Below are 21,393 nucleotides of genomic sequence, written 5' to 3'. Positions count from 1 at the left end.
ACGATAATGTTCGCCATTGGTTTATCGACCGGATCAGAAGTTGATGGTCGCGGTAATGCCGCCCACAAACGCATCTTTCACTTCGCTTACCGCACCTGGTGAAGAAACGTATTGCAGGTTTGGACGCAGGTTCATCCAGTTAGTGACGTGAGCGTTATAGTAGATCTCATAGTCATATTCCGAACCGCTCTGGATAGGCAGATAGGTTGGATTATCATAGCTGTTTACGCCGTTTTCCTGATTGGTCTGACGCAGCATCTTGCTGTAATCGCTGTTGACGTGAATACGTGCCGCGCCAACGCCGATCTCATCTTCAGGACGAGCATCGAATGGACCAGTCCAGACCAGCGCCAGCGACTGGTAGTTATCGGTTTTAGAGGTTTTATGATCGTTCATTACCCCCTGAGCCACGATGCCCAGACCGCGTTTGTTGTCGCCATTCATCGCCATCAGCTGCTGCTGTAACAGCAGATAGCCGCCGTAAGAGTGGTTATCTTCGCCGTACTGGCCGTTGCTGTAGGAGCTGTAGTTATTGCCTTTCACCGACGAGTAGTACATACCCACGCGGTAGTTACCGGCCAGCTTGTCCGGGCCAATTTGCGGTTCCCAGCCCAGTTCAACCGGGACCAGGTTGCCCAGCGTCGGGCTGCCATCCAGACGGAAGCCGTTGCCGGTGTCGTAGTTAGAGGCGGTCTGGTTATAGAAACCAACCTGCAGGAACACCTCCGGCGTGAAATTAAACTTCACGCGGCCGCCCCACTGGGAAACAGGCCAGTTATACCAGCGATCGCCGCGCCAGTTACCCGCCTGGCCACCGCCAAACGCCAGGTTCTGGAACTTGCTTGGCCAGCTGTCAAAATCCTCGCCCACGGTCACGCGACCCGCCTTCACTTCTACCGCATGATCGAAGAAGCCCTTATTCAGCCAGAACTGGGTCAGGCGCCAGGTCTGCCCGCGTCCCCAGACTTCCTGCACGGAAGAGAGTCCGCCGGAACGCGGATCGTTAATATATTGCGTTAAATCCTGGCCGTTACGGCTGGTGATGGTGGCCTGAAACTGGGTATCGGTCCAGTTCAGCAGTTTTTCCAGATCCAGCGTGGTGCCAAAGCCCCACTGATCGGTATAGCGTGCGCTGCTTGACTGGTTATAGCCGCCGGAAAAATTGCTGGCGGATTCCATGGTGTAGTTCACCTGAAACTGTATACCTTCCTGCTCCAGCTGGGTTCGGTTGCCGCCCCAGTCGCCAAAGGCATACGGCGAGTCGATGCTCAGCGGCGTATAGTCCGCCAGCGCCTGGTGAGAAGCCAGCAGTAAGCCAAAACCACAGAACGCCACAGTTCTTTTTAGCGTGGTTGTCGGTAATTTGCTTTTCATAGTAGGAGACCTTGTTTTAGTGATAGCGCTGGCCCTGTGAAGACGGCCAGGTTACGGCCACCACGCTACTGTCAGCATTATCTCCTGTGCGACTCTTGCAAAGCGGTCAGAAGCGCTGACTTAAAGCGGGAAGGACGATTAGCCGGAATGAAACCACTAAACTGAAAGCATATTGTTATAAATAGTGCTGAATAAGTTTCAATTTTGCTAAAAAGTTCAATTTTTATAGCTGGATCACGGTTTAGAGAGGGGCTAAAAGGGGAAGAGGAAAGAAAATGAGCGTACAGCAGGCAAAAGAAAAGGGCCGGAAGACCGGCCCTCAGGCTACGAGATACTCGCAGCAGCGCGCGACAGGAAAAGCAGATCCTGTTGCAGAGCGTTTCTTAACGGCGACCACCGAAGATTTTCGCCGCCAGGAAGCCGATACCGGCAGCAATGGCCAGTGAAACGAACGGCGCGTCCTGGGTTTTGGTTTTTACGCAGTCAAGCGCGTCATCGACAGCATAAGAGGCTTTCGCGGCACCCTGGCGTACCTTGCCCTTGAACTCATGCTCCGGAGACTCAGCGGCTTTACCAAACTGCTCCTGGCCTTTGCCCAGCGCTTCTTCGGCTTTATCGTTGGCTTTATCTAACAGACTCATAGTGCCTCCTTCTTAGTGACATGATTTCCTCATGGATGAAGTAAAAGCATAGACCATCAAAAAGGCGTTGCCGCTGCGTTTATGTGTAAAATTATGAATGATGTAAAGAAAAGGGCCGACAATAGTCGACCCTTGTAAAGAAGCGCGCCCAAAAGAGAAGGCAAGGCTGGCTGGAGTATCAGTGTGACTTCATACCCGCAGCGGTCATCATAAAGCGGAACAGCGTTGCGACAACGCCCAGCGCCATGACGCTACCGGCATAGATGAGAACCATCCACAGGATGCGTTTCCACACCGGCAGTTTAAGTGTCTGTTGTGTTTCAACCATACTTTCCTCCAGCTAACTTTCTCTCCTGCCAGTGGGGCAGGAGAGAACCAGACAATGAATCAGTGATAGTGCTCGTTTGGATTGATTTTTCCGCGGAACACGTAGTAGCTCCAGAAGGTGTAAGCCAGGATCACCGGAATAATCAACAGTCCGCCAACCAGCATAAAGCCCTGGCTCTGCGGTGGTGAAGCCGCCATCCAGATAGTGATATGCGGTGGAATAATGTTCGGCCACACGCTGATGCCCAGACCGGTAAAGCCCAGGAAAACCAGCGCCAGCGTCAGCAGGAACGGTGAGTAGTGCGCATGACGCTTCAACGCGCGCAGCAGCGCCATAGAAGCCAGCAGCACCAGCACCGGCACCGGCAGGAACCAGAACAGGTTAGGCAGCGTAAACCAGCGATGCATGATGTCCGCGTGCTCCAGCGGCGTCCAGACGCTGACGATGGCGATAATAGCCAGCAGCACCAGCAGCAGTGGTTTAGTGATGGCCGTCATCTTGCGATGCAGCTCGTTCTCGGTTTTCATGATCAGCCAGGTGCTGCCCAGCAGCGCGTACGCCACAACCAGACCCAGACCACAGAACAGAGAGAACGGCGTCAGCCACAGCAGCTCAGGGCCGCTATAGGCACGGTTCGTCACTTCAAAGCCGTTGATGAAGGTACCCAGCGCCACGCCCTGGCTGAACGTCGCCAGGAACGAACCAACGATAAAAGATTTATCCCAGAACGCACGGTGCTCTTCGGTCGCCTTGAAGCGGAACTCAAAGGCGACGCCACGGAAAATCAGACCGATCAGCATCAGGGTCAGCGGAACGGACAGCGCGTCCAGAATCACCGCATAGGCCAGCGGGAAGGCGCCATACAGCGCCGCGCCGCCCAGCACCAGCCAGGTTTCGTTACCGTCCCAGACCGGCGCGACGGTGTTAACCATCAGATCGCGCTCACCGGCATCCTTGTTAAAAGGAAACAGAATGCCGATACCCAGGTCAAAACCATCCATCACAATGTACATCAGCGTCGAGAACACGATGATGGTGAACCAGATAATAGAAGTATCAATGCCCACGTTATTTATCCTCTTCCGCGCTTAACTTTTCTTTCACGGCAGACAGCGGACGCGCCTGGGTATGACGTGTGCCAGGGCCGCCTTCAGGCTCATGGTGATCGTCGCCTTCGCCCTGTTTTGGCCCTTTCTTAATCAGGTTAAACAGGTAGGTATAGCCCACGCCGAATACTGACGTATAGACCACGATAAAGGCGATCAGGCTGATGCTCATGTGCATGTCGCCATGCGCCGATACCGCATCCTTCGTGCGCAGCAGACCATAAACCACCCACGGCTGACGGCCAATTTCGGTAGTGAACCAGCCGGCCAGCAGCGCGATCAGGCCAGACGGGCCCATCAGCAACGCAAACCACAGGAACGGACGAGAGGTGTACAGGCGGTTGCGATAACGCAGCCACAGGCTAACCACGCCCAGCAGGATCATCAGCATGCCCAGGCCCGCCATGACGCGGAACGACCAGAACACAATCAGCGAGTCAGGACGATCTTCTTTCGGGAAGGTCTTCAGCGCCGGAACCTGTTTATGCAGGCTGTGCGTCAGGATCAGGCTGCCCAGGTAAGGGATTTCCAGCGCGTATTTGGTTCTTTCCTGCTCCATATCCGGAATACCGAACAGGATCAGCGGCGTTGGTTCACCCGGTGGGTTTTCCCAGTGGCCTTCGATAGCCGCAATTTTCGCTGGCTGGTGCTCAAGCGTATTCAGACCGTGAGCATCGCCCAGTACCGCCTGGATTGGCGAAACGATCAGCGCCATCCACAGTGCCATTGAAAGCATTTTGCGGATTGCAGGCGTGTCGTTTTTGCGCAGCAGGTGCCATGCAGCAGACGAGCCAACAAAGAAGGCGCTCGCCAGGAAAGCCGCGGTAGACATGTGCAGCAATCGGAACGGGAACGAGGGGTTAAAGACAATCTTGAACCAGTCAACCGGAACCACCAGGCCATTCTGAATAGCGTAGCCCTGCGGCGTTTGCATCCAGCTGTTAGACGCGAGGATCCAGAACGTCGAGATGATGGTGCCCAGGGCAACCATACAGGTCGCAAAGAAGTGCAGGCCAGGTCCCACGCGGTTCCAGCCAAACAGCATCACGCCCAAGAAGCCAGCTTCGAGGAAGAATGCGGTAAGCACTTCATAAGTCAGCAGCGGACCGGTGATGCTGCCCGCAAACTGCGAGAAGCCGCTCCAGTTGGTGCCGAACTGGTATGCCATCACCAGGCCGGACACGACGCCCATACCAAAGTTAACGGCGAAGATTTTCGACCAGAAATGGTAGAGGTCGCGATAGTCCTCGTTTTTGGTTTTCAGCCATAAACCTTCCAGCACTGCCAGAAAACTGGCAAGCCCGATGGTAATAGCCGGGAAGATAATATGGAAGGAGACGGTAAACGCGAACTGTATCCTCGCCAGGTGGAACGCATCTAATCCAAACATTGCTTACCTCGATCTAACATAAACTGCCTTTTCTTTTTTATTTACCGCACGTTAACAACGGCTCTACATACATTTTGCAATGCAGCCCTTGTGATGCGGGTATTTCAACGAAGTTTGATCCTGAGACCAAATCGGGAGAAGGAGTAGCAACAGTAATCGGGATCTCAGAGATAACAGCATAGATCTTTGCGATGAATTGTTTCACCGTTGCGTTAAATTAATTGTGATTACTGTTAAATGATAATTACCTCTTGCTGCATTTATGTAAAATTAATGTGCTTTTCAACCGGTGGAAGCGTTTTCATTACTTTTGTGCGGCCGTAGGGCAACGGATAAATAAAAAAGTTAACTAATCTTTTTATTTATAATAGCGCCCTGGCCTGTAACTTAACAGAATATCAATCGTGCGAATAAGCGCACAAATTGGAAATTAAAAGGCGGATTAACGTCCCTTCTGCCAGTAATGTTATTGTAATGTTGCCATTTGGATATTGTGGGATTAAAGATTGCATTAGTGGTTGTTATCAACGCGATGTAGTCACGGTTAGCAACCTTTTCCTGTGTCAGACATTGTAAATGTTAAACCATAAAAACGTATCCTGATGCATACAGAATCATTTTGTTACATTTGCGTTTTACTTAAGCTAAATTTTTTGTCCCATATCAATATCGACCGGGTTACTTTGTGAGTGACCGTTGACCACAATAAGGGTGCACCATGTCGCTGCTGTTAACATTACTGCCTGTGTATCTGGCTTATCTGCTGGGAACAGCCAGCCCGGGGCCGAGCAACATGGCTATCATGGGCGTGGCTATGCGGCAAGGTCGTCTGCCCGCGCTGGCGCTGGCCGCAGGCGTGATAACGGGGTCAGTGTTCTGGGCCATTCTGGTGGCGTGCGGGCTTTCAACGCTGTTGCTGGCCTGGGCGCAGGCGCTGGTGGCGATCAAGATTGTTGGCGGCTGTTATCTGTTGTGGATGGCCTACAAGGCAGCCCGCAGCGCCGGGAAAAAAGGCGAAAATAAAATAGCCAGTAGCGGCACAACAACGTCGCTTGCTTTGCTGTATCGCCGGGGTCTGTTACTGCACCTGGCTAACCCAAAAGCGATTCTGGTCTGGCTGGCGATTATCTCTTTAGGTATGCACCCTGGCGCGAGCGCAATAGTGCTGCCGCTTATTGTTGGCGGCTGTGCTTTATTGGGCATGCTGGTATTTGGCAGCTATGCACTGCTGTTTTCAACGGCTGCTGCCGGAAAGGTATATCTCCGACTCCGTCGTCTTATTGAGGGCACCTTTGCGCTGTTCTTTGGTGCGGCAGGCATTAGATTGCTGCTGTGGAAATAAAGCGTGCTCTTTATCGTTACTGCTTTAAGCCGTAACAAAAGTTTGACCTTCATCTCAAAATGTAAATTCCCCTCTCCTGGCCTGTTTTAGTTGCGGGATGTTACCGTTAACATCCCGACAGCAAATGCCGTATTTGCGCCTCTGCATCCGCCTTGACCGTTTGGGCGGCATTATAACAAGGGCCGCCAACAGGCAGCCGGAGAGAAAATCATGCCTATCCTGTTTGTCGTTATCGGCGTAGCGCTACTGTTGCTACTCATGATCCGTTTTAAGCTAAATGGTTTTATCGCTCTTATTCTGGTCGCGCTGGCGGTAGGGGTGATGCAGGGTATGCCGGTGAACAAGGTTATCACGTCGATTAAAGCGGGGGTTGGCGGCACGCTGGGTAGCCTGGCGCTGATCATGGGCTTTGGCGCGATGCTGGGTAAGCTGCTGGCCGACTGCGGCGGAGCGCAGCGCATTGCGACCACGCTGATTGAGAAATTTGGCAAGGAGCGCATTCAGTGGGCGGTGGTGCTGACGGGGTTTACCGTAGGCTTTGCGCTGTTTTACGAGGTAGGATTTGTATTGATGCTGCCGCTGGTGCTGTCAATTGCGGCGGCGGCGCGCGTGCCGCTGCTGTTTGTCGGCGTGCCGATGGCGGCTTCGCTTTCCGTGACGCACGGTTTTTTGCCGCCGCATCCGGGGCCGACGGCTATCGCAACGTTGTTTCATGCGGATATGGGCAAAACGCTGTTGTTTGGTACGCTGTTAGGGATCCCGACGGTGATTCTGGCCGGGCCGGTTCTGGCTCGTTTTCTGAAGAGCATCGATAAGCCTGTCCCGCAAGGTTTGTACAATCCTAAAACCTTTACCGAAGCGGAGATGCCGACGTTTGCGGTCAGCGTCTGGACATCGCTGGTACCGGTAGTGCTGATGGCAGTGCGCGCGGTGGCGGAGATGGCATTGCCGAAAGGCCACGCGTTACTGTCCTATGCGGAATTCTTCGGCGATCCGATTATGGCGACCCTGATTGCGGTGCTGATTGCCATTTTTACTTTTGGTCTGAATCGTGGCCGGACGATGGAGCAGGTAACGGCCACGCTGGGCGACGCGATTAAAATCATTGCCATGATGCTGTTAATTATTGGCGGCGGCGGCGCTTTCAAGCAGGTGCTGGTAGACAGCGGCGTGGATAAATATATCGCCAGCCTGATGGAAGGCAGTGCGGTCTCGCCTATTTTTATGGCCTGGTCGATCGCGGCCGCGCTGCGTCTGGCGCTGGGTTCGGCGACCGTAGCGGCTATTACCGCTGGCGGCATCGTGGCCCCGATTATTGCGACCACCGGCGTCAGTCCTGAGCTAATGGTGATTGCTGTTGGCTCAGGAAGCGTAATCTTTTCGCACGTTAACGATCCGGGGTTCTGGCTGTTTAAAGAGTATTTTAATCTGACTATTGGCGAGACGTTGCGTTCCTGGTCAGTGCTGGAAACGATTATTGCGTTGTGTGGCCTGGCGGGATGCCTGCTGTTGCAGATGGTGATTTGAGGCGGAGTTGAGTTGCTCAGGTGCTCAGGTGCTCAGGTGCTCAGGTGCCAGAAGCGTAGCTTTACTGCGAGACCAGCGTGAGGCAGCAAGGGTCGAGCGGTTGAGTCGCCGTAAGAATTGCTGTGGGATCGGTGTAAGGCAGCAAGGGTTGAGCGGAACACGGACACGCAGTGAATACGTCCCTGTAAGCTCGTTTCGCGCGTCCATGCGCGAAAACGGTCCGCTTATCCGCTCAGCCCTTGCTGCTGGCCGGGCGATTGAGTCGCTGTAAGGGTTGCTGTGGGAGTGGTGTAAGGCAGCAAGGGTTGAGCGAAACACGGACACGCAGTGAATACGTCCCTGTAAGCTCGTTTCGCGCGTCCATGCGCGAAAACGGTCCGCTTATCCGCTCAGCCCTTGCTGCTGGCCGGGCGGTTGAGTCGCTGTAAGGGGGGCTGTGGGAGTGGTGTAAGGCAGCCTGGGTCAATCAGCTAAGTCATTTCAAAAAGCCGATAATTGCGGCGGAGTTTTAACTCTCTCTTTCGCACGGTAAGGTCTGTGAAAAAAGTCTTTTCTTTTACGGGAATTTCACTTAACAGAAAATATTATTCTGTATTTTTGTTTTTATTTTTCTGCCCACTTTTTTGCGTTGCACTCGTCTACGCTTACCTTTTCTTTTTAAAGCGTATTTTCAGAACGAATAACGTTTTATAAAAACTGCCGCCTGGCGGCTCGAAACGAGCTATTACAGTGGTTGCCAGCTAAAACGATTTCTACGTATAATACCTTGAATTAACTGATTTTTTAAACTTAAGCCAAATTTCAGGCGCGTCGGCCTTGTCCGGCGTAAGCCGCTATCTGTTATTTTCAGCCTTGCTACGGTTTTCTATTTTATTTAACGGGAGCGCGGGCATTCGCCTTTGGGGATTATTGCAGTATGGAAGAACAAACAGAAACAACTATTGCGGTACCCGAGCTGCCGCTGGCGGATATTCCGTCGACTATTCTCCGGCTGGGCAAACGGCTGGCGGATACCAAATATCAAATAGATCTGCTGGGCAAAAACGGCTGGGCCGAACTGACTAATAATCTGCACGGAATGGATACGGGCGGCGAATGGGATGGCCCGGACGACGCGCTGACCTTTTTTAGCAAAGTTTTTCCCTTTGCCATGTTGCCCACTGAAACAGAACCGATGGGGATCTTCCGCGTTCCTACCGAGCGGGTAATTAGCCGTAGCTGGAGCTGGTGGCCAGAACATCTGCACGGCAGCAGCGAGGCAAAATTTCTTGAGCACCTGAACGGCCCGACCGCCGCAGAGGGAACTTCCTGGTATTTTCTGCCTGCGTTGGGCGTGCTGCTGGCTGCACAAGGGCAGGGGAGAGTGAACTACTGCCGCTATCATCATATCCCTTCGATGCTGGCGCGCGTCAGCCATCTGCACTATCCGCCAGCGGATCGCTTTCGTCTTTATCACGTGATGCGTGGGCAAACGCGTCAGAGCTGGGTGGTGTATAACAATCGATATTTGCAGCCTGTGCAGCTGCCGCGTATTACGCTGCCCGCGTTAAGTACCTACGGCGTTCACAGCGGAAGCTGGCCGCTTACGTTTCCACCGATTGCACGCGTATTTGACGAACTGCACCATCCGCAGCAGTTAGGGGATTTCATCGCGCCGGGCCTGGATCTGGAAGCGGTAAAAGAGCGTATGCGGGCAGAAAAAGAGGCGGAGAAACGCGCGGTGAAGCCGGTGAAAATGGCGCTCAGCGATATGGATATCACCAATATCTGGCCGGTCAGCCTGACGCTGTCGTTCTTCTTTATCCTTTCGCTGGTGATCGCAGGCTTAACCTCCGGCGCGGGCTGGCCCGGCGGCATCAGTTTGCTGGTGTGTGGTATGGCGGGTAGCCTGTTGCTGTTTATCGCTACGCCGATATTTTTAGTCAGCAAGCGCCACCATCGCGCCTGGCAGCCGGAAGAACCGGTAAAAGTTGATGAGGCGCCGCCGGCAACAGCAGCGCCCGAAGCGACTACTGTACCAGGCGGTGGCTGATCGCATACCTGACGATATCTGCATTGCTACCAAACTGCATTTTTTCCATCATGCGCGACTTGTAAGTGCTGACGGTTTTATTACTGATCGCCAGCGCGCCAGCAATGGCATTGATGGTTTCGCCATGCGCCAGCATCAGCAGGATCTGGCGCTCGCGCGTGGTCAGGGTCTCATGCAGCGCGCGGTTGCCATTCTGGTATTCGGCAAACACAATCTCCTGTGCTAAATCATGATCGATATAGCGTGAGCCGCGCGCCACGCTGCGGATCGCCGTGAGCAGCACGTCCGGATTTTTATCTTTGGTGATATAGCCCAGCGCGCCGCAGTTGAGCACGCGTCGGGCAATCTGCGGTTCGTTAAACATGCTCAGCACCAGAATCGGCAGGCTTTCATACTGGGAATGGATACGGTTAATCAGATCTTCACCGCTGATGCCGGGCATGGAGATATCCAGCAGAAGCAGATCGAGACCGCCCAGGCGCAGCCGCTCCAGCACCTGGCTGCCGTCGCCCGCTTCGCCCACCACGGCAATGCCGTCATCCAGCGCAAAAATCTGTTTTAGCCCTTCGCGCATTAGCGCGTGGTCGTCAGCGATCACTAGCCTTATTACTTCGTTCATCCTGTTTTCCCGGCTGCTGTAGGTAAAATGCTTACTGTTTTACAGCAAGAGGAATAGTCAGCTCCAGCTGCGTCCCTTCACCGGGACGGCTGGTAATGGTCACCTGGCCGCGCAGCATATCCACCCGTTCTTTGATCCCCAGCAGCCCAAAAGCGTCGTGACGCACGTTGTGCATCTGGAAACCCCGGCCGTTATCGCGCACCTGAATCACCAGCGCATCGCGGTTGGACTGAACGATAATGGAGACTTTACTGGCGTGCGCATGGCGAGAGATATTGGTCAGCGACTCCTGCACCACGCGGAAAACGGCGGTAACGACCTGGTCGCACAAGGCAATCGGCTTGCCTTCCGGCACGATCAGCATACAGCTACAGCCGCCGTTTTTCACAAACTCGTCGCGCAGCCATTCCAGCGCGGGAACCAGCCCCATATTTAACATATTTGGCCGCAGCCGCGTGGAGACATCGCGGACCACCTGAATAGTGCTGTCGATCAGCGTCATCAGATAGTCAACCTGGCTGGTGACCCGTTCCGGCACCTCTGCCTGCATGCCGATGACGGAAAGCCCGGCTCGTAAACTGGTCAGGTGCTGGCCCAGTTCATCATGGATTTCACGCGCGATATGCTTACGCTCCTGCTCGGTACGTTCCTGCTGGTTGCTGGCCAGCAGGCGCAGCTGATGATGCGCGGCACGAACTTCGTTTTCGACTTCCCGCAGGCGACTGATATCACGTCCTACCGCCAGGATGGTGACCACTTCCCCTTGCAGATTAAATTCCGGCACGCAGCGAACGTGCAGCACCATAGAGCGCTCACCATAGTGGGCCTCAAGTTCGGATTCACTTTTCTCACCGCTCGCCAGCGTGTTGGAAACCAGCCGAAACAGGCGCATGCCCACTTCATCAAAAGGAATCGTATCGGTCAGCCGCCAGCCGCGCGCCTGGTCTTCGCTACAGCCAATCAGTTCCAGCACCAGCGGATTGGCATAAAGGCAGCGCAGATGGATATCGAAGCGGGCGATCAGATCCGGCGAATTTTCTACCAGCGAACGGAACTGCTGCTCCTGCTGTAAATAGCGCTCCGTACGCTGTTTCAGCTCGCGCACGTCACGAACCACGCAGAGAACCAGCATTTCGCCTTCATGCTCCCAGGCGCTGGAGTTAACCTCAACCGGAATGATCTCGCCGCTGCGCATGCGGTGTTGCGAGGTAAAACGAATACCCTCCGGGCGCAGGCTCAGTTTCCACCAGAGCGCCGCCACGTCCGGATCCTGGAGTTCGCCTTCAATATCGGAATAGCTTAATCGGATTAGCGCCTGATATTTATAATCGAGCATTTCACAGGCTTTATTATTGATATAAGCCAGCTGCGCATTCTGACGCACCAAATAAATCGCGTCGTTCACTCGGTCAAGCGCAAAGTCCGGCAAAATAGCGCGACCATCCCAGGGTTCTTTACTGACATTTAAGCTAAATATTTCAGATGAAAGCATCTCTCTCTCTGATTAGTGAAAAATAAAGAATAAGATAAAATTATTACATCCTGTCGAACAGTCTATGAACTTTACTCGTTACGTGACAAGTACAGCAAATATTTCATCAATTGGCCTTAAGGCTGCTCTGAAAATGAGCGATTTGAAAAATAAAACCGAGACCGAATAGCGAAAAAAAGAGGTTTTCATTAGCTTATTGTACTTTTTAGCGTTTCGCGCACGCGGGAAAGCCGTGATTTTACCGTTCCTAACGGAATATTGAGTGAGGTAGCCACATCCTGATAGCTGCCGTTACGCTCCACCAGAATGGTCAGCATACGGCGCGTCTCTTCCGGTAGCCGATCGATTGAGGCGGCCATCACGCCAAGCAGCTGATCGTTCGCGATAATATCGCTCGGATCGCACTCCTGAACCAGCTCCAGCACGTTCTCTTCGTTAATGCTGTCAAACAGAAAACGGTTCTGATGCGTCTTGTAGTAGTTACGGATCAGGTTAGCAGCAATGCCAAAGAGCCAGGTCTCAGGACGAGACGCGCCTAAAAATTTATGGCTGTTGCGCAGGACTTCCACGCAGGTCATCTGGGCAATATCTTCTACATCTTCACGGTTAGAAACGCGTTTGCGAATAAAGTTGTGCAATTTACGGTTTTGCTGGCAAAGAATTTCCTGCCATAAAACGGCGACCGGGGCGGGTGCAGATAAAGAAATTTCGGCAGAGGAAGAAGTTAACATTTTAATGCTCCTGAATTGTCTGGATACAGGGCATATAGCAATGGTTGTGCCAGGTAAGAAAAAGACTGTAAAACCGGGCAATCTGGCGCTTTTTTATTTCAGCTCAGAATTATCTGAGACAAATTTATGCGTCGAATTAAAAAAGCATGTGCAAGTTTTGACACTAGTCACGCAGGTTTAAAGTTTCAGGTGGACAGCACGGTTATTTTCTTTTCTTTCATCTTTTTTACCGGGAACTTATTCCATTTTGCCGCCACGTAACGATATCGCGAAATCAACCTCTGAGGCCGGGATGATTAAAATCCAGTCTTCTCTTCAGTACCAGCAGGCGCTGACTAAAACCCTGTTAAAACAGGATGGCCCGGGCACGGCAGGTGCGGATGTGCGGGCAAAACCGGTGAATACCCAGTCGGCGGCCGAGTCGTTGAGCGACTCGCTGGAAGAAATCGGCATGATGTTCGGCGAAAAGATGGAGAAAAAAAGCAAAGGGCTTAACCGACGGCAAATCAATACCCAGCATCTGCGCAGCAACCGTAGCGCGGTAGAGAGAATTGAACGCCTGGGCGAACTTTACCAGCTGCTTGATGGCCAGCAGCAGGAGAAGCTGGAAGCCAGGCTAAGCGCATTAAAAGGCATTCTCAGTCAGCATAGCGGCGCAGAAGCAGACCAGCTGGTGGAAGCGGCGGATAACGATCCGGCACGTTGCGATCTGCTGTTGCGCATGACGCTGCGTGAGGCCGACCGCACGGGCGATCTCGACACCGCGACGGCCGCCAGCGACGCGCTGAGCAAGCTGGACGAACGCTTTGGCGATAAGGTGCGTGCAGGGCTGAACACGGCAGCGGCGATTGCCAGCTTTACCACCGATCCGGCAGAAAAGCAGTCGATGCGCCATCTCTATTATCATGGCATTGTCCAGCACCAGTCGGCGGCGGTAATCCTCGACAGCCTGCTGGAACGCTTTGGCCGCGAGCAGTTTTTACCGGGGTTGCGCACTCTGCAGCGTGCGCTGGCGGAAGATATCGCCTCGTTAACGCCTTCGCTCTCTTCCCGCTCGCTGCACAAAATTCATCTTGGTCTGAGCGAGGCGGGACAGCTGACGCAGCTGATTGCCCATAGCGATAAGCTGTTAAACCGCCTGCGCAGCGGCGAAAAGATACCGCTTTCTTCCCTTAGCGGTCTGGATATGGCGCGTCGCCTGCTGCACGTCGCGGAAACGGGCCTGCAACCGCACGACATCGGGGAGATTGGTAAAGAGTTCGCGGGCGATCGGCCACAGGCGCAGATGCGTTTTCTGAACGGCCTGCTGCCGCTGGTTAACGAAATGCCGCTGATGCTGTGGCGTGAAAAGAAAAATCGGGCGGAAGCGGCGACGCTGCTGCGCGGCGCCATTACCCGGCTGATTAATAACGAAGGCCGGCTGGCGCGAAGCTAGCGGGGGAAGGTATGAACAACCTGTTTCTGATACTGAACCGCATAGCGCTGGCGGCGATGCAGCGCTCGGAAATCATTGGCGCAATGTTTGCGCTGGCGATTGTCTTTATGCTGATTATCCCGCTGCCGCTGGGGCTAATCGATGCGCTGATTGCGGTTAATATCTGCCTTTCTTCTCTGCTGGTGGTGCTGGCGATGTATCTGCCCAAGCCGCTGGCCTTTTCCAGCTTTCCGGCGGTGTTGCTGCTGACCACCATGTTTCGGCTGGCGCTCTCAATCTCTACCACGCGCCAGATCCTGGTACAGCAGGATGCAGGTCATATCGTTGCTGCTTTTGGTACGTTCGTGGTGGGCGGCAACCTGGCCGTCGGGATGGTGATGTTTTTGATCCTGACGGTGGTTAACTTTCTGGTCATCACCAAAGGGTCGGAAAGGGTGGCGGAAGTGGCCGCGCGCTTTACGCTGGACGCGATGCCGGGCAAACAGATGTCCATCGACAGCGATCTGCGCGCTGGCATGATTGATGTTAACACCGCCAAACGTCGACGTGTCGATCTGGCGAAAGAGAGCCAGCTGTTCGGCGCAATGGACGGCGCCATGAAGTTTGTAAAAGGCGACGCCATCGCCGGGCTGGTTATCCTGTTTATCAACCTGATTGGCGGCTTCAGCATCGGCGTGATGCAGCTGGGCATGCCGGCAGGCGATGCGATGCATACCTATTCCGTTCTGACTATCGGTGACGGCCTGATCGCCCAGATCCCGGCTCTGCTGATCTCCCTGACCGCCGGGATGATCATTACCCGCGTTTCTTCCGACGGCGACAGCATGGATAACAACATTGGCCGCGAGATAGCCGAACAGCTTACCAGCCAGCCTAAAGCCTGGGTTTTCTCCTCGCTGGGCATGTTCGGTTTTGCGCTACTGCCGGGGATGCCGACCGGCGTTTTTATCGTGCTGGCCTTGTTGACGCTGGCTTCGGGAAGCTTTCAGGTCTGGCGCGCGCGCCGCGAGCTGGTCGCCAGCCAGCCGCAGATGGAAAACGAAGTGATTCCGCCAGAGCTGAACGGGACGGAAGATTTACGTCAGTTCAATCCCACGCGCCCTTATCTGTTGCAGTTTCCGGCTGGCGCTCGCGGCACGGCGGAGACGCTGGAACTGGTGCAGGCCATCCGCCGGTTGCGCAACAGTATTGTCTATAACTACGGCTTTACGCTGCCCGCTTTTGATATCGAATTTCAGGAGCAGCTTCCCGCGGACGAGTTTCGCTATTCGGTATATGAGATCCCTCGCGTTATCGGCACCTTTGGCGTGACCACGCTGGCCGTCAGCCGCTATGGCCAGGAAGCGCTGGCGGAGCAGGAAGGCGTACAGGCGGGAAGCGACGCCAGAAGAGAAGGGGATTTACTCTGGTTGCCCGCCGATCATCCGCGCCTGCAGGATGAAACGCTGCCGCGCTGGAATTTTCACGACCTGCTGATGAAGCGGATGGAAAACGCCATCCACGCTAGCGCGCCTAATTTTATTGGCCTGCAGGAGACGCGCGCGCTGATGGGCTGGCTGGAGAGCGAGCAGCCCGAACTGGCGCAGGAGCTACAGCGGGTCATGCCGATTGCACGCTTCTCTAACGTTTTGCAAAACCTGGTGGCAGAGCGTATTCCGCTGCGCTCGGTGCGGGCGATTGCCGAAGCGCTGATTGAACACGGCCAGCACGAGCGCGATATCAGCCTGCTGACCGACCTGGTTCGTATCTCGCTGAAAGAACACATTTGTTATCAGTACACGCGGGATGATGGGCTGCACGTCTGGCTATTGACGCCAGAAATGGAAGAGCAGCTACGTGACGCGCTGCGCCAGACGCAAAACGAAGTGTTTTTCGCACTGACGCAGGAGCAGACCATGGCCATCCTTGCGCAGCTGCGTAACGCTTTTGCGCCGGATAAGCCAGCATTCGCGGTGCTTTTGGTGGCGCAGGACTTACGCAGTCCGCTGCGAGGTCTGGTACAGGATGAGTTCCACCAGGTGCCGGTGCTGTCGTTTGCTGAACTGCAAACCAACCTGGCCATTAACGTGGTGGGTCGCCTCGAACTGGATGAGAACATTGACTCTTTCGATGCCTGAGGAGCGGATTATGTTTGAGCTACGCGTACTTACGGGCCGCCATCAGGGAGCGGCGCTGCCGGTTAACGGCGGTCGCTGGACGCTGGGGCTGCATGATGACGTCGATTTACAGCTGACCGACAGCGGCGTGGCATCCCATCATGCCACGCTCTGCTTTGTTGATGAGCGCTGGCAGCTACAGGCGATGGAAGGCCGCATTCGCCTGGCGGAAGGCGAGCCGCTGGAGCAGATCGATCCGCTATTACCGGATGTTCCCTTTGCGCTGGGCGACGTCTGGCTATCGCTGGCGCAGGCGGAACAGCCGTGGGAAGAGATGCAAACCGCGCCGCAACCCGTGTCCGTTAACGTTGCGCCCGCGGTACCAGCTCCGGCATCCGCCGCACCTTCGCGTTTTTTCTCTCGCGGCGTTCAGGTGTTATCAATAAGCCTGATGTTGTTGCTTAGCTTCACCATTATCAGCTGGATATTACAGCCCACGGTGGCGCAAACCTCTACCACGCCTTCCAGCCGCAAAATACTGGAAACCTTACAGGAGGTGCGGCCACCGCTGCTGGCGATGCTGCGCGATCGCGGCCTGACGCCGGGGGTAAAAATCGATATGGATAAAGGCCAGCTGATCCTTAACGGCGAGCTGAGCAAGGAGCGGTTGCAGATTCTTGAGCGTATGCTGGTGCGTTTTCAGGCGCAGTACAACGTGTTGCCGCAGCTGGTAAACCATACGCATGAACGCCGCGCAAAACTGCCGTTTCGTATCGTCCAGATTACTACCGGTAAACGGGCCAACGTGGTGACCGACGGCGGCGAGCGCCTGTTTATTGGCGATCAGGTTGGCGATCTGCGGCTGGTGGCTATCACCTCGACGGAAATCGAGTTTGCCGGACGTGAACATATCAAGGTGAACTGGTGAAGCCTGAACAGCAGCTCGACGCCTGGTTTACGCAGCATCAACAGCGGCTGGCGCGCTTTGCGCCCGTTAAGATCTATGGCCGCATCACCGGTATCAGCGGCATTCTGCTGGAGAGCAGCCTGCCGGACGCGCGCATTGGCGATCTCTGCCAGATTGAAGGCAAAAACAACACGCTGGTGCTGGCGGAAGTCGTGGGATTCAATCCGCAGCATACGCTGCTGTCGGCGCTGGGCCAGCTCGACGGCATCGCCCAGGGCGCACGCGTAACGCCGCTTTTTCTGCCGCACAGCATTCGCGTTTGCGACCAGCTGTTGGGCAGCGTACTGGACGGCTTCGGCCGGCTGATAGAGGGCAGCGTTGGCGCTTTTGCTTTGCCGGGCGAAACGGAAAACGTCAAGCCGGTGCTGGGCGATGCGCCGCCGCCAACGGCCCGACCACGAATCGATACGCCTTTACCAACCGGCATGCGCGCGATTGACGGCCTGCTGACGCTCGGCGTCGGACAGCGCGTCGGGATTTTCGCTGGCGCAGGCTGCGGTAAAACCACGCTGCTTGCCGAGCTGGCGCGCAATACACCTTGCGATGTGATTGTGTTTGGGTTGATTGGCGAACGCGGCCGCGAGCTGCGGGAATTTCTCGATCACGAGCTGGATAGCGAGCTGCGTAGCCGGACCGTATTGCTTTGTGCGACCTCGGACCGCAGCAGCATGGAGCGCGCCCGCGCGGCTTTTACCGCTACCGCCATTGCTGAGGCTTTCCGCGATCGGGGCAAAAGCGTGCTGCTGATCCTGGATTCCCTGACCCGTTTTGCTCGTGCGCAGCGCGAAATCGGCCTTGCACTCGGCGAACCGCCGGGACGCGGTGGCTTGCCGCCTTCCGTTTATACCTTGCTGCCGACGCTGCTGGAACGAGCCGGACAAACCACCACCGGCGCTATCACCGCACTTTATTCGGTCCTGATTGAGCAAGATTCGATGAACGATCCGGTGGCCGACGAAGTGCGTTCACTGATTGACGGACATATTGTGTTAACCCGCAAGCTGGCGGAGCGCGGCCACTATCCGGCCATCGATATCCTTGCCAGCCTTAGCCGTACCATGAGCAACGTGGTGGCACGCCAGCAGATTAGCGAAGCCACGGCCGTGCGCCAGCTGATGGCCGCCTGGCAGCAGGTAGAGATGCTGATCCGGCTGGGTGAATATCAGCCGGGCAACGATAGCCTGACGGATGCAGCCGTAGAGGCACAGGATGCCATTAACGGTTATTTGCAGCAGTCGATGCGCGCGCCATCCCTTTTTGAGCAAACCTGTTTTCAGCTGTCCGAGGTAAGCCGCTATGCGCCGTCACGCTAATCCCGAACCCGAACCCGCGGCCGACCCCGCGTCACAAGAACTGAAGCGTACTTTAAATCTGCTTTTACCCATTCGCCGCCAGCGCCTTAACCGTAGCGAACGCCAGCAGCGCGAGCAGGAGCAGGCGCTGCGCCAGCTTGAACAGCAAACGGATGAAGGTCTTGTGCAACTCTCTGCGCAGCAGCAGGGCTATCAACAACTCAAAACGGCTTTTGCTCAGGACAATTGCGGCGTGCGCCAGGCCAGCTATCGGCTGGAAAGAGCGGTGCAAAAAGAGCAGCGGGCGCTGAAGGATGTGCAGCAGCAGCAGCTCAGGCTGCACGCGCTTAAGCAGGAGCATCTGGAGCAGCAAACGCGCGTGGAAGAAGCGCAGCAGGAGACGCGGCAGCGGCAGCGCGAAGTAGAAAAACTGTCGTATTTGTTACAGCAGGAGATGATGAATGATTAGCCTTCCCGCACGGCAGCAGGCGGCAGCACGCCTGGCCCAGCAGCAGCGCGATACCCAACTTGCGCAGCATCGACGTGAAACGCAGCGGCAGGGGCAGGCCCGCAATGCGCAGCGTAAAGAGTCCCCGCCTGCTTCCGCCAGCGCTGGCCAGAACGCCGCCCCGCGCAGCGCGCCGAGAAAACCGCCGCGTGAAGAGGACGCGCTGTTCAGCGAGCTGTTAAATGAAGATGACCAGCCTCTGCTGCGCCCCGTTTTTAACGACTCCGGCTCGCAGCAGCAGGGGTTTTCTCAGCTGGAAGAGAGTAGTGCGACCGGCGCACCGCCAGCGATGGCGATGTGGCAGGAGATTGAGACAGATTTGCTGGCGGCAACGGCCGATCGTCCACCGGGCGAAATGATGCTAACGCTGATCCTGCCGAAGCTCGGACAGGTTGATGCGCGCTTTGCCGCTTTGCCCGCAGGCGGCTGGGATATCGCTTTACATTTACAGCCGTCCGCGTGGCAGGCGCTGCTGCCTCACCAGGAGCGCTGTCGGCTGTCGCTGCGCCAGCGTATGGCCTGTCGGGTGCGGCTACGCTTTGAGCGCCGTGCCACGGAGCAGCAGGTATGAGTGCGCTAAGGCTAAAAAAAAGCAGCAGGCTGGCGGCACGGCTACGCCAGCAGATCGGCGCAGGCTGTTTCTATCCTTACCAGCTTGCCGGCGAAGCGGGCGTGCTGCGGCTGGCGTTAACCGAACACCCGCGCGGCGAGATGAGCCACTGGCAGTGCGCGGCCGGAACGCTGGCGTTTTCGGATGCACAATCCGTGCTCTCACTGATGTCTGCCTGTCCCACTTTTACGCCCTCGGACGCGCTAACAGAGCAGCCCTGGTACTGGCCTTTATGGCATCAACAACTTTCTGGCGAACTTCTTGCGCTGTTCGGCCACATAACCGTAACAGAAGACAACGACATCGCTGATGAACTGCTGTTAACGATGACGCTGGAGTGGGGAGCCAGGCGCGCGCAAAGCCTGCTGGCGCTCTCTGCGACCAGCCTGGCGCAGCTGCTTGGCAACGCGGGCTGGCAGCAGAATGCGATGCCGTTGCCGTCAGAGATCGCGCTTACGCTGCCCGTTGTGGTAGGTGAAGTGACGCTGACGAAGATGCCGGAACGCGGCGATGTGGTTTTGCCGCAAACGCTTTTTTTTACGCCGGATGGCCGGGGAAGGATCCGCTGTGCTGGCCGCGTATTGCAGGGTCAGATAGAGACGCAGCCCGGCACGCTGGCACATTTTTATCTTAGCGAGATGGAGAACTATGACGTGACTTTGCCCCCTGACGATTTTGAGCAGCCGATCTCTCCCGATCCTCACTGGGACTGCGAGCCGATGTCGGAAGCCACGGATTTCTCTCCGCTGCCGCTGGCGCTATCGGTACGTTGTGGACAGCTACGGCTGACGCTGGGCGAGCTGGCTAACCTTGCGCCAGGCGCGATGGTGATGATCGATCACGTTACGCCAGGCGAGGCGCTTCTCTGCCACGGCGACTATCCGCTGGCAAAAGGTGAGCTGGTTGATGTGGAAGGCCGTCTTGGCCTACAAATCACCCAGATGCTGCCGGGCGGCAAAAACCCGCTGGCGCGCTAGCCCTATGGACTCGCTATCGCTTAATCCAATGACGCTGGCCCTGTTTCTTGGGGCGCTGTCGCTGGTGCCGATTTTAATGATCGTCTGTACCTGTTTTTTGAAAATATCGATGGTGCTGATGCTGACCCGCAACGCGATGGGCGTACAGCAGGTGCCGCCTAATATGGCCATTTACGGCATTGCGCTGGCCGCTTCGCTGTTTGTGATGGCTCCGGTATTCAATGAAATAAGCCAGCGGGTTAAAGCGGTGCCCATTGATACCCAGTCAGCCGAGCGCCTTGACTACACCGTCAGCAACGGCGTTGAGCCGCTTAAGCGCTTTATGGTGAAGAACACCGACCCCGATATTCTTATCCATCTGCAGGAAAACGCGCAGCGTATGTGGCCGAAAGAGATGGCCGACAGCATCGCGCACGACAGTCCGCTTTTGCTAATTCCCTCCTTTGTGCTGTCGGAGCTGCAAAACGGTTTCAAAATCGGCTTTCTGATTTTTATCCCTTTTATCGTGGTGGACCTGATTGTTTCTAACGTGCTGCTGGCGCTGGGCATGCAAATGGTGTCACCCATGACCATTTCGCTGCCGCTAAAAATCCTGCTGTTTGTGCTGGTCAGCGGCTGGACGCGCCTGCTCGACGGCCTGTTTTACAGCTATCTGTGAGGAAGAAATGGATATCCTGACGCTTTTTCGCCAGGCGATGCTGCTGGTGGTGATCCTCTCCGCGCCGCCGCTGATTGTGGCGGTGATCGTGGGCGTTATCGTTTCACTGTTGCAGGCCGTGATGCAGCTGCAGGATCAGACGCTACCTTTTGCTATCAAGCTGGTGGCGGTAGGCGTGGCGCTGGCGCTGACCGGCCGCTGGATTGGCGTCGAGCTGACCGAACTGGCGCAGAGCGCCTTTGCCATGATGCCCAACGTGAAATACTGA

Annotated in this window: 20 protein-coding genes; 12 read left to right on the top strand and 8 right to left on the bottom strand. The window is 55.5% G+C overall.

Annotated features, from left to right (window positions below):
* Window positions 1–33 precede the first annotated feature (33 nt).
* The 5 genes from ACMGGR_RS15435 to ACMGGR_RS15415 form a co-directional block, all read right to left on the bottom strand.
* Complete coding sequence (locus ACMGGR_RS15435; protein WP_246761421.1) at window positions 34–1,374, bottom strand: carbohydrate porin; 1,341 nt, start codon at window positions 1,372–1,374, stop codon at window positions 34–36.
* A gap of 383 nt (window positions 1,375–1,757) precedes the next feature.
* Window positions 1,758–2,015: a CsbD family protein gene (locus ACMGGR_RS15430; protein WP_246761422.1), complete on the bottom strand. Its 258-nt coding sequence runs from the start codon at window positions 2,013–2,015 to the stop codon at window positions 1,758–1,760.
* 178 nt (window positions 2,016–2,193) lie between these two features.
* On the bottom strand, window positions 2,194–2,343 hold the full coding sequence (locus ACMGGR_RS15425) for a DUF2474 domain-containing protein (RefSeq protein WP_246761423.1): 150 nt from the start codon (window positions 2,341–2,343) through the stop codon (window positions 2,194–2,196).
* A gap of 59 nt (window positions 2,344–2,402) precedes the next feature.
* Window positions 2,403–3,410, bottom strand: a complete 1,008-nt coding sequence (cydB, locus tag ACMGGR_RS15420; RefSeq protein WP_246761424.1) for a cytochrome d ubiquinol oxidase subunit II — start codon at window positions 3,408–3,410, stop codon at window positions 2,403–2,405.
* Between the two features lies 1 nt (window position 3,411).
* Complete coding sequence (locus ACMGGR_RS15415) at window positions 3,412–4,839, bottom strand: cytochrome ubiquinol oxidase subunit I (RefSeq protein ID WP_246761425.1); 1,428 nt, start codon at window positions 4,837–4,839, stop codon at window positions 3,412–3,414.
* A 718-nt stretch (window positions 4,840–5,557) separates the two neighbouring features.
* Between ACMGGR_RS15415 and ACMGGR_RS15410 the strand changes: the two genes are divergently transcribed.
* The 3 genes from ACMGGR_RS15410 to ACMGGR_RS15400 all read left to right on the top strand — a co-directional run bounded on the left by ACMGGR_RS15410 (window position 5,558) and on the right by ACMGGR_RS15400 (window position 9,740).
* Entirely contained in the window at window positions 5,558–6,181 is a 624-nt protein-coding gene (locus ACMGGR_RS15410) for a LysE family translocator (protein WP_414147266.1), read from the top strand.
* Window positions 6,182–6,391: 210 nt separating this feature from the next.
* Entirely contained in the window at window positions 6,392–7,708 is a 1,317-nt protein-coding gene (gntT, locus tag ACMGGR_RS15405; protein WP_414147265.1) for a gluconate transporter, read from the top strand.
* A gap of 916 nt (window positions 7,709–8,624) precedes the next feature.
* Complete coding sequence (locus ACMGGR_RS15400; RefSeq protein ID WP_414147264.1) at window positions 8,625–9,740, top strand: hypothetical protein; 1,116 nt, start codon at window positions 8,625–8,627, stop codon at window positions 9,738–9,740.
* On the opposite strand, the gene ACMGGR_RS15395 is transcribed toward ACMGGR_RS15400, so the two are convergent.
* The 3 genes from ACMGGR_RS15395 to ACMGGR_RS15385 form a co-directional block, all read right to left on the bottom strand.
* Entirely contained in the window at window positions 9,718–10,359 is a 642-nt protein-coding gene (locus ACMGGR_RS15395; protein ID WP_414147263.1) for a response regulator, read from the bottom strand. The two genes, ACMGGR_RS15400 and ACMGGR_RS15395, sit on opposite strands and share 23 nt — an antisense overlap.
* Before the next feature lie 31 nt (window positions 10,360–10,390).
* Complete coding sequence (locus ACMGGR_RS15390; RefSeq protein ID WP_414147262.1) at window positions 10,391–11,851, bottom strand: PAS domain S-box protein; 1,461 nt, start codon at window positions 11,849–11,851, stop codon at window positions 10,391–10,393.
* Window positions 11,852–12,039: 188 nt separating this feature from the next.
* Window positions 12,040–12,582, bottom strand: coding sequence for an RNA polymerase sigma factor (locus ACMGGR_RS15385; protein WP_246761431.1), 543 nt, complete (start codon window positions 12,580–12,582; stop codon window positions 12,040–12,042).
* Between the two features lie 247 nt (window positions 12,583–12,829).
* On the opposite strand from ACMGGR_RS15385, the gene sctW reads away from it, so the two are divergent.
* From sctW to sctS, 9 genes are read left to right on the top strand one after another with little or no spacing between them, the layout of a single operon-like run.
* A complete protein-coding gene (gene sctW, locus ACMGGR_RS15380; protein WP_414147261.1) occupies window positions 12,830–14,017 on the top strand; it encodes a type III secretion system gatekeeper subunit SctW in 1,188 nt (395 codons plus the stop codon).
* Window positions 14,018–14,028: 11 nt separating this feature from the next.
* Complete coding sequence (gene sctV, locus ACMGGR_RS15375) at window positions 14,029–16,134, top strand: type III secretion system export apparatus subunit SctV (protein WP_246761433.1); 2,106 nt, start codon at window positions 14,029–14,031, stop codon at window positions 16,132–16,134.
* Between the two features lie 10 nt (window positions 16,135–16,144).
* The gene (locus ACMGGR_RS15370; protein WP_414147260.1) at window positions 16,145–17,041 is read left to right on the top strand and encodes an FHA domain-containing protein; all 897 of its coding nucleotides are present in this window, start codon (window positions 16,145–16,147) and stop codon (window positions 17,039–17,041) included.
* Window positions 17,038–18,393 (top strand): type III secretion system ATPase SctN, encoded by a 1,356-nt coding sequence (sctN, locus tag ACMGGR_RS15365; protein WP_414147259.1) that lies wholly within the window; start codon window positions 17,038–17,040, stop codon window positions 18,391–18,393. The genes ACMGGR_RS15370 and sctN overlap by 4 nt, the downstream gene beginning before the upstream one ends.
* The gene (locus ACMGGR_RS15360) at window positions 18,377–18,841 is read left to right on the top strand and encodes a type III secretion protein (RefSeq protein WP_414147258.1); all 465 of its coding nucleotides are present in this window, start codon (window positions 18,377–18,379) and stop codon (window positions 18,839–18,841) included. Before sctN ends, ACMGGR_RS15360 begins: the two co-directional genes overlap by 17 nt.
* Window positions 18,834–19,451 (top strand): type III secretion system HrpP C-terminal domain-containing protein, encoded by a 618-nt coding sequence (locus ACMGGR_RS15355; protein WP_414147257.1) that lies wholly within the window; start codon window positions 18,834–18,836, stop codon window positions 19,449–19,451. The genes ACMGGR_RS15360 and ACMGGR_RS15355 overlap by 8 nt, the downstream gene beginning before the upstream one ends.
* Window positions 19,448–20,467: a FliM/FliN family flagellar motor switch protein gene (locus ACMGGR_RS15350; RefSeq protein ID WP_246761437.1), complete on the top strand. Its 1,020-nt coding sequence runs from the start codon at window positions 19,448–19,450 to the stop codon at window positions 20,465–20,467. The genes ACMGGR_RS15355 and ACMGGR_RS15350 overlap by 4 nt, the downstream gene beginning before the upstream one ends.
* A 4-nt stretch (window positions 20,468–20,471) precedes the next feature.
* Complete coding sequence (sctR, locus tag ACMGGR_RS15345; protein WP_246761438.1) at window positions 20,472–21,125, top strand: type III secretion system export apparatus subunit SctR; 654 nt, start codon at window positions 20,472–20,474, stop codon at window positions 21,123–21,125.
* 7 nt (window positions 21,126–21,132) lie between these two features.
* Window positions 21,133–21,393 carry a type III secretion system export apparatus subunit SctS gene (gene sctS / locus ACMGGR_RS15340; protein WP_246761439.1) on the top strand — a complete coding sequence of 87 codons (261 nt, stop codon included), beginning with the start codon at window positions 21,133–21,135 and terminating at the stop codon, window positions 21,391–21,393.

This window comes from Erwinia sp. BNK-24-b (genome assembly GCF_047456155.1).
Classification (GTDB): Bacteria; Pseudomonadota; Gammaproteobacteria; order Enterobacterales; family Enterobacteriaceae; genus Erwinia; species Erwinia phyllosphaerae.
The sequence above is the reverse complement of the archived record's forward strand: the minus strand, read 5'-3'. Positions and strand labels throughout refer to the sequence as shown.